At 68.4% G+C, this 12,515-nt stretch carries 9 protein-coding genes; 6 read left to right on the top strand and 3 right to left on the bottom strand.

Annotated features, from left to right (window positions below; all coding sequences use genetic code 11):
• Positions 1–267: 267 nt before the first annotated feature.
• Complete coding sequence (locus QSK05_RS08770; RefSeq protein ID WP_285596498.1) at positions 268–837, bottom strand: Rv3235 family protein; 570 nt, start codon at positions 835–837, stop codon at positions 268–270.
• A gap of 1,590 nt (positions 838–2,427) precedes the next feature.
• Here QSK05_RS08770 and QSK05_RS08765 point away from each other — a divergent pair.
• A complete protein-coding gene (locus tag QSK05_RS08765; RefSeq protein ID WP_285595844.1) occupies positions 2,428–2,970 on the top strand; it encodes a hypothetical protein in 543 nt (180 codons plus the stop codon).
• 54 nt (positions 2,971–3,024) lie between these two features.
• On the opposite strand, the gene QSK05_RS08760 is transcribed toward QSK05_RS08765, so the two are convergent.
• Positions 3,025–3,246 carry a helix-turn-helix domain-containing protein gene (locus tag QSK05_RS08760; RefSeq protein ID WP_285595842.1) on the bottom strand — a complete coding sequence of 74 codons (222 nt, stop codon included), beginning with the start codon at positions 3,244–3,246 and terminating at the stop codon, positions 3,025–3,027.
• A 257-nt stretch (positions 3,247–3,503) separates the two neighbouring features.
• On the opposite strand from QSK05_RS08760, the gene QSK05_RS08755 reads away from it, so the two are divergent.
• From QSK05_RS08755 to QSK05_RS08740, 4 genes are all read left to right on the top strand, one after another.
• On the top strand, positions 3,504–4,178 hold the full coding sequence (locus QSK05_RS08755) for an SAF domain-containing protein (protein ID WP_285595840.1): 675 nt from the start codon (positions 3,504–3,506) through the stop codon (positions 4,176–4,178).
• The gene (locus tag QSK05_RS08750; RefSeq protein ID WP_285595838.1) at positions 4,175–5,500 is read left to right on the top strand and encodes a CpaE/TadZ family protein; all 1,326 of its coding nucleotides are present in this window, start codon (positions 4,175–4,177) and stop codon (positions 5,498–5,500) included. The genes QSK05_RS08755 and QSK05_RS08750 overlap by 4 nt, the downstream gene beginning before the upstream one ends.
• A 22-nt stretch (positions 5,501–5,522) precedes the next feature.
• Positions 5,523–6,155: an HAD family hydrolase gene (locus QSK05_RS08745; RefSeq protein ID WP_285595836.1), complete on the top strand. Its 633-nt coding sequence runs from the start codon at positions 5,523–5,525 to the stop codon at positions 6,153–6,155.
• An 87-nt stretch (positions 6,156–6,242) separates the two neighbouring features.
• A complete protein-coding gene (locus QSK05_RS08740; protein WP_285595834.1) occupies positions 6,243–6,749 on the top strand; it encodes a DUF6912 family protein in 507 nt (168 codons plus the stop codon).
• A gap of 60 nt (positions 6,750–6,809) precedes the next feature.
• On the opposite strand, the gene QSK05_RS08735 is transcribed toward QSK05_RS08740, so the two are convergent.
• Positions 6,810–7,310, bottom strand: a complete 501-nt coding sequence (locus tag QSK05_RS08735) for a DUF2505 domain-containing protein (protein ID WP_285595830.1) — start codon at positions 7,308–7,310, stop codon at positions 6,810–6,812.
• 185 nt (positions 7,311–7,495) lie between these two features.
• Between QSK05_RS08735 and QSK05_RS08730 the strand changes: the two genes are divergently transcribed.
• Entirely contained in the window at positions 7,496–12,460 is a 4,965-nt protein-coding gene (locus QSK05_RS08730) for an NAD-glutamate dehydrogenase (protein WP_285595828.1), read from the top strand.
• Positions 12,461–12,515 lie beyond the last annotated feature (55 nt).

Below are 12,515 nucleotides of genomic sequence, written 5' to 3'. Positions count from 1 at the left end.
CCTCGTGGCCTCAGCAGATGGCACAGAGGCTCGGTCTTCTCCAGGACCACGTGCGGCCCGCCACCGGTACTCTCCGGTGGCGGGCCGCGGCCGTTCTGCCGGCCGATGTCCGCGAACAGCCTGTCGAGATGGTCATTCCTCCCGTGACTCACGATCCGTCAGACTCACGGACCCTGAAATCCCAAGGCGGAGATCCTTTCTCGACGTGACATCCCCGTCGTGTCCGCGGAACGCTGAGGATGGGTAGCACTGGGAACGGTTCGCGCCCTAGTTCTCGTAGCGGCCCTGCATCTCGAATTCCGTGACGCGCCAGCGTCCGTGGAGACCTTCCATGCGAAAGGCCACGGCTCGAACCCGTTCCGGTTCCGCAATGACCGCGCTCACCTCGCACACCCCGGTCTTGGGGACGCAGACCCGCAGTGCTCGCAGCCGCGGCTTCGTCCCCATCCCGTTGCCGTTACGCAGGGCCCGGGCCGTGAGAGTTCCCCGGCGGACGAGTGTTCCGTGCACTTCGGGGGTGGTCCAGCGGATCAACTGGGTCGGAGGCCTCAATCCCGATGCCACCTCCATCGCTGCCTGAATGAAAGCTGCCGCCCAGGGGCGCGGTTCGGGAAGCAGCCCGGAACTTCCCGGCAGTGCGACCGGCGCGGAATCCGACCTCGCCGCCGGAAGTTCTGCCGCTGTGGGTCCGGCCGCTGGTGTCCGGGCGGTGGCAACTGTCTCGCTCGCCGGAGGCCTGACCGCTGAAATGCCGGCTTCCGGCGGCCGGATCTGCGACGGGTCGGTGTCTGAGGAGCCGGCCCCGGACGAGGTCGTACCCAGCTCGGGTGACGGCATGATCAGGGTCAGCGTGCCCTGGGCCGGAGACACGTCACGCCAGTTCTCATGCGGGTGGACCCTGATCGCGGGCCGGGGCTCGTTGCGCGGGATCGGCGTGCACCGGAGCGGCGGAGGCGTGGATGCCGCCATCTTCGCCCGTGAGGTCTCCGGCCTTCGGGCGGTCCGTCGCTTTCCGTCGCCGCGTTCCCTGTCGCCGGTGCGGACTTCGACGTCTGCGCTGGCTTTTCGGGTAAGGGTCTTGATGCCGCCGGGGATGTGGGTGCCGGTGTCCGGGGCAGTGCCATGGATCGGGGCCGCGATGGTGCTGGAGGCAGGGCCGATGTCGGGAGCAGAGCTGGGGCGATGGGGTCGGTTGTCCCATCCGCCTGAACCATCTTTGACGGCTGAGCCTTTCGGTGACGTCATCGACCGGCCTCCCTCTGGCTGTGCTGTTTGGTCTGTGACGGAACCGGTGCCTCGGCACGCGTCCGTTGTTCCGGTGTCGCTGGTCTGCTGACCAGATCCGGTGACCGCAAGCGCTCGCCGGGTAGGAGTTTGTGCGGGTCGGCACCGATGAGATGCCGGTTCACCTGATACCACCGTGGCCACTCGTGAGCTATATCCACGTCATTCGCACCGGGACCGAGGTGCTGCGCCGCGATCGACCACAGGGTGTCGCCCCGTTTCACGACCACGTGGTGGCCCATGGGTTCGCGCACTGCCCTCCTCGGAGAGGAGGTGAGGACCCCGACCTCGGCTTGAGAACGGGAGGTGGCTGTGGGGCGTGGGCGCTCTGGAGTCCATCCTGGTGAAAGAAGCTCCAAGAGCTTCTCCCTGGGCGATGCTGAATCTGTCGCCTCGCCGGTGGCCGAAGCGACGGTGGTTCTCCTGGACGTCGGGGTCGATCGGACGAGCGTCAGTATGGCGCCGTCCGTCGCGTCGGCGGTGGCGGACCCAGTGGTGAGGGCCCCGGTCGTCGACTCGACAGTCATGGCGACAGAGTTGTTTGCGCTGGTTTCGGTAGCTGCCGCACTGGCCGAGGCCGCCAGCATGGGGCGGTAGGTCGCGGCCTGTGCAACCGTCGGTGTTGCCACCAGCGCCACCCCGAGCAGAGCGGCGACCGCATTCCGGACGGCGGCGGGTGCGATGCGTCGTGCGGTGCGTGCAGTCGGCGCAGCCATACGGGAGCGAGAAGCTGCCGCTGCCAAGGTGCTTGCCGCCAGCGCCACCAGTAGCCAGGCCGTCAGCGCTGTCCCGGCAGCGCTCGCTATGAAACCGAATGCCTGGTCCGGCGTGGCAGGTCCGGGTGCGGTGAGCTCGGCCCACGAGCCGAGTGCCAGGTGACCCAGTTGCAGGGTCAGGCCGGTGACCAGCGCCAAGGCTGCCAGTAGGAGCGCAGCACCCCGGGACGGCGGATTGGACACCGAAAGATACGTCTGCGACATGAAGACCCCCCGTGGTCGACCATCTGAACGTGTAATAACTCCGAACGACGTTTGATGTCGTTTGATGACGATGAGTGTCACCCAGAACCGAGCGAGGAGTCCAGCGGGTACGGAAAATCCGTTTTCGTGCCTCTGGGTGCCGGTATCCGGGTAGCGTCGAAAGATGCGCTGGGAGGAGCTCTTCGATGACCTTGAGGCCCGGTTCGATGAGCAGGGGCGGGCGGAGGCCGAGGCTGATCTCGTCGATCTGGTGCGTGGTGAACGCGATCGCGTCACCTTCACCGACCGGTTGCGGGCGCATGTGGGCGGTGTCGTCGCACTCGATCTGCGCGACGGAAGTAATCGACGGGGAACGGTTCTCGAGGTCGGGCGGGACTGGGTGCTGCTGTCCGACCGGACCGGTCTCCTGATCCCCGTCGACGCCGTGGTGTCCGCGGGCGGTCTCTCTCAGCAGGCACTGCCGGAGGAAGGAAAGGTGGGGCGCAGGCTACGGCTGGGGACGGTGCTGCGGGGCCTGGCCCGGGATCGGGCCGGGGTGGGCATCGATTTCTGGCCGACGGGCCGTCTCGACGGCACGATCGACCGTGTCGGTTCCGATCATCTGGACCTCGCCGTCCATCCACCCGATGTGGCTCGCCGCGTGGGCGAGGTGCGGCAGGTGAGGACCGTGCCGTTTCAGGCGATGGCAGCGATCCGGACGCGGTAGGGCCGCAGCTGTGACTGGTCCATCGGCCTGCCCGTGCGGGTGGGGTGGCGTCGATCAGTCCGTCTCGGAGGCCGGGCGGTTACGTACCATCTCGCGGGTCTCGGCGTACTTGTTCTGGATGTACTCCTCCAGGACGGACGTCTCGACGCGCCACTGGCCGCGGCCACCGACCTGGATCGCCGGCAGCTCGCCGGAGCGCACCAGTGTGTAGGCCTGTCGCACGGAGATGCTGAGCTCCTCGGCGACGTCGGCGAGTTCCAGGAAGCGGGGAGTCACGCAGCCCTCCTGCGGCGGTCGCGGCCAACCTTCGGAGCAGGCCGGCTGTGCGGACAGTCTGTCATGTCGCCGAGCTGTTCCCGATGAGTTGTCCACAGGCCGCCACGAAGCCGGCCTTATCCACAGGTTGCGCGAATCGGGCGCCCGATTGTCCTGCTTTCTGCCACGATGAACCGCACACAGTGACCATGTAGTTGCTCTCCGGGGTTGCTGGAGTTTCTGCGGCTGTTTTCCCGGGGGAGATTGAAGGGGGCGTCATGGTGGTGTCCGAGCTGGTGTCGACGAGGACGGCGCCCGCGAGGCTGAGACGGCCGGGCTGGCGCGACCCTCGACTCATCGTCGGGCTGGTGCTGTTGTTCGGTTCGATCGCGGCCGGGGCCCGGCTGGTGGCCGAGGCCGGGCAGACACGCGCGGTCTATGCTGCGCGCGGTGCGCTGCCGCCCGGGACCGCGTTGACCGCGGAGGTGCTGCGCGTGGTCCGGGTCAGGGTAGACGGCACGGGGGCCGGCTATCTCGACGCGGACAGTCCTCTTCCCGTGGGCGCCGTGCTCGTCCGCACGGTCGGCGACGGTGAGCTGATTCCGATGGCGGCGATCGGCTCTGCCGCCAGCCTGTCGGTTCGGCCGGTCGTCATTCCCTTCGACGGCCCGCCGCCGGGGGGCCTCGCGGCCGGCGGGCGGGCTGACATCTGGGCCGCCCTCCCGCGTGAGGAAGGGCGCGCCGGATATCAGGTGCCTCGCCAGATTGCTTCCGACGTCGAGGTGTTCGCGGTCACCGGTCCGGGTACCGGCCTCAACTCGAGCCGGTCCGGTTCGCTGCAGGTGCTCGTGCCCGAGCAGAAACTGACCGATGTACTGGAGGCGGTGTCCGGTGAGGCCCGGCTCAGCATCCTGCCGGTGCTCGGCACACCCCGACCGGTCTCCCGCTCGTGACCCTCACCGTTCTCACTGCCGTCGTCGGTGACCGCGAGGCACCGCTGGTCTCGGGACTCGAACGGTCGTCCGCGGGCGTCACCGTGGTGCGACGCTGCGTCGACGTGCTCGACCTGCTCTCCGCCGCGGGCGCCGGCCTGGCGAGGGCTGTCGTGCTCTCGGCCGAACTCCAGCGCCTGGACCGCGATGCCGTCACGCGGCTGCGACTTGCCGGGCTGGCGGTTGTCGGTCTCGCCGCACCGGGCGACCGGGCAGCCGCCGAGCGGCTGGCCCGGCTCGGCGTCGACCCCGTCCTGGCCGCCGACACCCCGGTGGAGGACATCGCCGCCGCGGTGGCCGCGGCGGTAGCTGAACTTGCAGGCCAGCAACCCCTTCTCGGAAGTCCTGCGTTCGGCGACCCGAGTGCGGCACTACCCTGCCCACCCGGGCCGTCCTTCCCGGAGATGCCGACCCTCCCATCGTCACCGCCGGGAAGGATCGTCACGGTCTGGGGACCGACCGGGGCGCCGGGCCGCACGACCGTCGCACTCACTCTCGCGTCGCATCTCGCGCTCGCTGGGCAGGACACCCTGCTCGTCGACGCTGACACGCATGGTGCCGCTATCGCTCAGTCCCTGGGGTTGCTCGACGAGACAGCGGGTATCGCAGCGGCCGCCCGCGCCGCGAACCAGGGCACGCTCGACCTACCGAAGCTGGCTGAACTCGCTCCACCCCTGGAGTCCGGGCTGCGGGTGCTGACCGGGCTGCCGCAGTCCCGCCGCTGGCCCGAACTGCGCGCGTCCGCCCTCGACGTGGTCTGGGAGAAGGCCCGGTCACTGGCGGGATGGACCGTGGTGGACGCAGGCTTCGGTCTGGAGGCCGATGAGGAACTGATGTTCGACACCACTGCTCCTCGTCGCAACGCCGCCACACTCTCCGCCATTGCCGCGGCAGACGTGGTGCTTGCCGTCGGCAGCGCCGAGCCTCTGGGACTGCAACGGCTCATCGCCGGGCTGCCGGAGGTGACCGACCTGGCCGGTACGGCAGCGATCCGCGTGATCGTGACCCGGGTCCGCGACGGGGCGGTCGGTCATCACCCCGAACAGATGATCGCCGATGCACTGCGGCGCTACGCCGGGGTGCGCGAACCCTTGCTGATTCCTGACGATCGTCCCGCGCTGGACGCCGCCATGCTGCTGGGGCGTTCGCTCACGGAGCAGGCACCCACGTCACCGGCCTGCCGTCCGTTCGAGGCGCTGGCGGCGTCCTTGATCGAGCAGTACACCCCGGGGTTCTCCGGCCGTCCGCGTCGCCGTGCCCGGTGGGGAAGGCGCAGCGCATGAGCTGGGCTCCTACGATGCCGTGATGAGTACCGAACTGCGCGGCCTGATCGTCGACTGGGGCGGGGTACTGACAGCCCCCCTGGACGAGGCGATCACGCGCTGGGTGGGCGCCGAGGGCATCGACATGGAGACCTACAGTGCGGTCATGACGGGACTCGTCCGGGAGGACAAGTCCCCGATCCACTCGTTGGAGCGGGGGGAACTCGGCGCGGCAGAGTTCGAGCAGGTGCTCGCGGATCGGTTCCGTCAGCAAGGGCGAACGATCGCTGCCGACGGCATCCTGGCCCGCATGCTCGAAGGGCTGCAGGCACTGTCCGAAGACATGGTCGGCCTGCTGCGCCGGACACGGGCAGCCGGACTGCGAACGGCGCTGCTCTCGAACTCGTGGGGTGAGCACTATCCCGAGCACCTCTGGATCGGGGCGTTCGACCAGGTGGTGATCTCCGGGCGGGTCGGTATGCGCAAACCCGAGCCGGAGATCTTCCGGCACACCGCGCGACTCCTGGAACTGGAGCCGGAGCAATGCGTGTTCGTCGACGACCTGCGCCCGAATGTCGTCGGTGCGGCCCGGGTCGGCATGGTCGGGGTTCACTTCACCGCTTATCAGGAGACGGTCGACGAACTCGAGATCCTGTTCGGTCTCGATCTACGCTGAGCGTCGTCACCGGTTACGGTTCTGGGTCCCGGCCCCGACGGCTCCGCCGACCTGGGCGACCTGGACGAGTGAGACGAAAGTGGAGCGATGACGAGGGTGTACGTCCCGACCACGCTGGCCGTGCTGGCGGAGACGGCGAAGCGTGGTGTGCTCAACCCGGATGCGGCCGACAGTGCTCCGCTTCCCGCGCACGCCGTAACCGCCGCGATCCGTGAGTGGTACACCGACGACGACGTCGAGAGTCTGGAGTTCGCCGCTCTGACCGAGGCCGCTGAGGCCTCGCTGCGGATGCTTGCCGAAGACCCGGCCAAGCCGCGGCGCGTCGTGCTGGCTCTTGATGTGCCACCGACGGCTGTGCGAACGGGAGGTCCCTACCGTTCCTCGGTGACACTCGAGGTCGAGGTACCCCTGGCCGACGTCGTCAGCCTGCACATCGACGAGTCCGAAGCAGAAGACATCATCCTGGCCGGGATCGCGGCCCTGACCGCCGCCGACGGCGGTGACGAGGACGCCATGTTCGTCGTGGAGGAAGCCGGCGCCTGCGACCTGCTCTGGTACGACATCAGCGAGATCGACGACTTGATCTCCGACTGACTGTGTGGAGGACGGTGGTGCCCGGCCAGTGACAGGTCCGGCGCCACCGTCCTCGGCTCATCAGGGGTGCTCCGCCAGCCACGCCAGGCCGATGCGTCCCTCGGCGTCGATGGCAGCCCGCACCGCCGGTTCCGCGGCCCTCTCGATCTTTCCCCCGAACAGGGGCACCTTGGCCTTGAGATCACCCTCGACGCGCTCGGTGCAGCCGCCGTCGGCCGCCGGGCTCAGGGTGAGCAGACCTGTGAGCCGCACCGGAGCTCCGCCGATCTCCACGTCGATGCTGCCGCTGCGAATACCGTCAGGCCCGGCCGGACCCCACTTCTCGGTCTGGGTGACGGTGATGCTGGAACCGACCATTCCCCGGAACGCCTCCGGGATCACGTCGGGCGGCAGCGTGCGCCGGCTCACGATCACGGCTGAATCGCCTTCGCGGTGCACCCGGACGTCCCACGGGCCCTTGGAAATTTCGCCGGTCTTCCGTTCCTGGAAGGCTTGGTCCGTGAGCATCGCGAAAATGCTGCCCGGGTCGGCTGGATAGTGCATGTCAGCGGTCACGCGCACGGATGACACCCTTTCGGCTCATACAGAAGATGGCCAGATCGAATCGACAACACTCCGGAGACGAGCGGACCGCGTTGTCGGCTGGTCGCTGTCGGAGGCAAGGGTAGGGTCACGGTCCGGGAGTCGCGCTGACGGCGTGGCTCCCGCGCACAGGGTTCTCTCTCACAGTTCTGGGGTGCCGCGTGATGTCGGGTGGAGCTACGACGCTGCCGACAATAGAAGGGGACAGGCAGGCGCTTCTCGCAGGCGCCCAGGAGGCCGGCCGGGAGCTGATCTCCCACGAGCCACCGGGCGAGCCACCACCGGACCCGGGTGAGTTCCTGCACCGGTACTACCGCAACGTCGCTCTCGACGATCTGCGCGAGCGCACCTCTCTCGATCTTGCCGGGCTGGCCCTCTCGCACCGTCAGCTGGCAGCTGTCCGGCCCCAGGGCAAGGCCCTGGTACGGGTGCTCACGCCGACGACCGAGACCGACGGGTGGTCGTGCGGGCACACCGTCATCGAGATTGTCGTCGAAGACATGCCGTTTCTCGTCGACTCGGTGAATGCAGAGCTCGCCCGTCTGGGCTGCGAGCTCCAGATGACGATCCATCCGCAGTTCGTCGTGCGCCGTGACATCACCGGTTCGATGCTCGAGGTCCTTCGGATGGAACCGCATCTGGCAGCCTCCCGCGCAGCCGGTGCGGCGGGGCAGCCACTGCCGCGGGACGCTCACGCCGAGTCGTGGATCCACGTCGAGGTAGGCCGTGAGACCGATCCCGAACGGGTCGTGGCCATGGAGCGTGGTCTCCGCCGGGTGCTCGACGACGTACGGGTGGCGGTTGAGGACTGGCCCAAGATGCGAGCCACCGCCGATCGGATCGCCGGCGAACTGCTCCACGTTCCGCCCATCGGCCCGGCGCGCGCCGAGGTGGAGGAGGGGGCCGAACTGCTGCGCTGGCTGGCGGCCGGTCACTTCACCTTCATCGGCTACCGCGAGTACGACCTGGTCGAACGGGACGGTGAGGGCCTCCTGATCGCTCGCACCGGAACCGGTCTGGGAGTGCTGCGCCACGATCAGGACCCGCGCACCGCCGGGCGTCTGACGCCCAAGGCCCGGGTGAAGGCGCGGGAACAGTCGCTGCTCGTGCTGACCAAGGCCAACTCGCGCTCCACCGTGCACCGGGCCGGGTATCTCGACTACATCGGTGTGAAGGTGTTCGACGCGCAGGGGCGGGTGACCGGGGAACGTCGATTCCTCGGCCTGTACGCGTCTACCGCTTACACGGCCGACGTGCGGGACGTGCCGGTCATCAGCCGCAAGGCTGAAGCGGTACTGGCCACCGGCGGGTTCACCCCGGACAGCCATTCCGGCAAGGACCTGCTGGAAATCCTTCAGGTCTATCCGCGCGACGAGCTGTTCGAGATCGACGCCGAGATGCTGGCCTGGGTCACGATGACGGTGATGCAACTGCAGGAACGGCGTCGTACCCGGCTCTTCCTGCGGGTGGAGGACTACGGCCGTTATGTCTCCTGCCTGGTGTTCCTGCCTCGTGACCGCTACGTCACCTCGGTGCGGTTGGGCATCGAGCGGGTGCTGCGGGAAGCAATCGGTGCGCGGACGGCCGACTACACCGCGCGCGTCACCGAATCGGTGCTCGCCCGGCTGCACTTCGTGGTGCGTGTGGAGCCCGGCGCAGCGGTGCCCGATCTCGACCTGGCTGCCCTCGAGCAGCAGCTGGTGAAGTTGACACGTAGTTGGGACGACGACTTCGCCGAGGCCGCAGCCCAGGAGGTCGGCGACACCGCCGGAGCTCGTCTGGTGCGGGAGTGGGGGGCCGGGATCGGTCAGGCCTACCGTGTGGACGTCGATCCTCGCACCGCGGTTGAGGACCTCTGCCGCCTGGACTCCATGGACTCGGCCCAGGGACGCTCCGCCGTTCTCGCCGTGAAGTTGTACGAGCTGCCGGGCGCCGCCCCCGGGGAGCACCGGTTCGTGCTCTACCGCCGCGAGCCGCTGTCCCTGTCGGCGGTGTTGCCTTACCTCAGCAACCTCGGCGTCGAGGTGGTGGACGAGCGCCCGTACGCCTTCAATTCGTCCTCCGGCCGCAAGGGTTACATCTACGACTTCGGCCTCCGAGGCGCCCACCGGCCCTCGGTGTCCGGCGTGCCTACGTACGAGCGACTGCACCGGCTCTTCTGCGAGGCCTTCGAATCGGCTTGGTGGGGTGAGGCGGAAAGTGACGGCTTCGAGCGGCTCGTCCTGACGGCGGGCCTCGACTGGCGACAGGTCTCGGTGCTGCGCGGCTACGCCCGCTACCTGCGCCAGACCGGATCCACCTTCGGGCAGGACTACATCGGTGATTGCCTGGTCGCCAACTCCGAGATCGCCGTGATGCTGGTCGAGCTGTTCGAGGCACGCTTCGACCCGGACCAGTTCGTCGACGGGACGGATGCCGGAGGCCGGGCCAAAGCCGTCGGCGACCTGGTGACCCGGATCTCCACGGCCCTCGACAACGTCTCGAGCCTCGACCAGGACCGGATTCTGCGGTCGTTCCTGGCATTGGTGCAGGCCACCACTCGCACCAACCGGTACCTGCTCGAGGACGATGCCGAGCCGGCGACCGGCATTCGCAGGGCGCTGGCCTTCAAGCTGGATCCGCACGTGGTGCCGGACCTTCCCGCACCACGGCCCGCCCACGAGATCTTCGTGTACTCGCCGTGGGTCGAGGGCGTGCACCTGCGGTTCGGCGCTGTGGCCCGGGGCGGTCTGCGCTGGAGCGACCGCCGGGAGGACTTCCGCACCGAGATCCTCGGCCTGGTGAAGGCCCAGATGGTGAAGAACGCCGTGATCGTGCCGACCGGTGCCAAGGGCGGTTTCGTTGCCAAGCAACTCCCTGACCCGGCGGTCGACCGTGATGCCTGGCTGGCCGAGGGCATCGCCTGCTACCGCAGCTTCATCGGCTCGTTGCTCGACGTGACCGACAACCGGGTGATGGAGGACAACACCCAGCGGATCGTGCCTCCACCCCGGGTCTTCCGGCACGACGGTGACGACAGCTACCTGGTCGTCGCGGCGGACAAGGGCACGGCCGCGTTCTCCGACCTGGCCAACGAGGTGGCTGCCTGCTACGGATTCTGGCTCGGGGACGCGTTCGCCTCGGGCGGCTCGGTCGGTTACGACCACAAGGTCATGGGCATCACGGCCCGGGGTGCATGGGAGAGCGTCGACCGGCACTTCCGCGAGCTCGGCCACGACGTCTCCACGATGCGCACCACGGCGGTCGGCATCGGTGACATGAGCGGCGATGTGTTCGGCAACGGCATGTTGCTGTCGAAGGCCCTGCAACTCGTGGCCGCCTTCGACCACCGGCACATCTTCCTCGACCCCGATCCCGATCCGCAGAAGTCCTACGACGAGCGTGCACGGATGTTCCGCCTGCCCCGCTCGAGCTGGGCCGACTACGACACCGATGTGATCAGCAAGGGCGGCGGTGTTCACCCGCGCAGTGCCAAGTCGATCCCGATCACGCCCGAGGTCGCCCAGCGGCTGGGCATCCCGGCATCGCGCACCGCGATGCCCCCGAACGAGCTGATGAAGATCATCCTTGGCGCGCCGGTCGACCTGCTCTGGAACGGAGGCATCGGCACCTACGTCAAGGCCTCCAGCGAGAGTCACGGTGATGCGGGAGACAAGGCCAACGACGCGATCCGGCTGAACGGCCGCGATCTTCGGGCGCGTGTCGTGGGTGAGGGCGGCAACCTCGGTCTGACCCAGCTCGGCCGCGTGGAGGCAGCGCTCTGCGGGGTACGGGTCAACACCGACGCGATCGACAACTCGGCTGGGGTGGACTGCTCCGACCACGAAGTCAACATCAAGATCCTTCTGGACGCACTGGTCACCGCCGGTCGCCTGGACGCCGGTGAGCGCACCGAACTGCTGGCGTCGATGACCGATGACGTGGCGCGGCTGGTGCTGCGGGACAACTACGAGCAGAACGTGCTGCTCGGTAATGCTCGTCAGCAGTCCCGCGGCATGCTGCCGGTGCACCAGCGATTCATCCAGGCGTTGGAGGCCCGCGGCGCCCTGAACCGTGCCCTGGAGCACCTGCCGGACGATACGACGATCGCTGACCGGAAAACTGCCGAGCTGGGTCTTACCTCGCCCGAGTTCTCCGTGCTGGTGGCCTACGCCAAACTCACCCTCACCGACGACATCGTGGACACCGAGCTGCCGGACGACCCCTGGCTGGACCGTGTGCTGACGGGCTACTTCCCGCCGCAGATCGGCAAGGCGTACGGCGACGCCTTGGCCGCGCATCCGCTGCGCCGGCAGATCGTCACCACCTGCCTGGTCAATGACATGGTCAACCGGGGTGGCATCACATTCGCCCATCGCTGCCAGGAGGAGACCGGCGCCGAGCCCGAGCAGATCGCCCGCGCCTATATCGTGGCCCGGGAGATCTTCGGTTTCGAGAGCTTCGCCCGGAGTGTGGAGGCCCTCGACGGTCTGCTCTCCACCAACGATCAGGCAGCGTTGTACCTGGGCTTCCGTCGGCTGCTGGACCGTGCGGTGCGCTGGTTCATCCAGGCCGTGCCCGGCACGATCGACATCGCCGAGCAGGTGGCCCGGTTCGGCCCGGCGATCTCCGAGTTGGCTCCACAGATCCCCGAGCTCGTCGCACCCGAGCAGCGCACGGTGCTGGCGGCGGAGATCGAGGAGTGGAAGCGGCGGGGCGTTCCGGAGCCACTGGCCCGGCAGGCGGCGGGCCTGCTCACCCGCTACATGCTGCTCGACATCACCCAGATCGCCGGCCGTCTGGGCGCCGACCCGGCGGAGGTGGCGCGGGTCTACCTGACTTTGTCGGAACGCTACGGCGGTCAGGGACTCTTGCGCCGGATCTCTGGTCTGCCCCGCAGCGACCGCTGGAAGCTGCAGGCGCGGGCCTCTCTGCGGGCCGATCTGTACGCGGCGCTGGAGTCGCTGACCGTGGCCGTGCTCACGAAGACGGGCCCGGGGGAGCCGGCCGACCGGATCTCCGAGTTCGAGGCGGCGAACTCGGAGAGGGTGACCCGGGTTCGCATGACGCTGGAGGACGTGGAACGGCTGCAGGCAGCCGACGTGGCCGCGCTGTCCGTGGTGCTGCGCTCGCTGCGGAGCATTGTGTGACCGGCCCATGCTGAGCAAACGCGGCTGAACCTCCGGATGTGAGGTCCGCGACGGT

It is taken from the genome of Kineosporia sp. NBRC 101731 (genome assembly GCF_030269305.1).
In the GTDB taxonomy this organism is placed as follows: domain Bacteria; phylum Actinomycetota; class Actinomycetes; order Actinomycetales; family Kineosporiaceae; genus Kineosporia.
The sequence above is the reverse complement of the archived record's forward strand: the minus strand, read 5'-3'. Positions and strand labels throughout refer to the sequence as shown.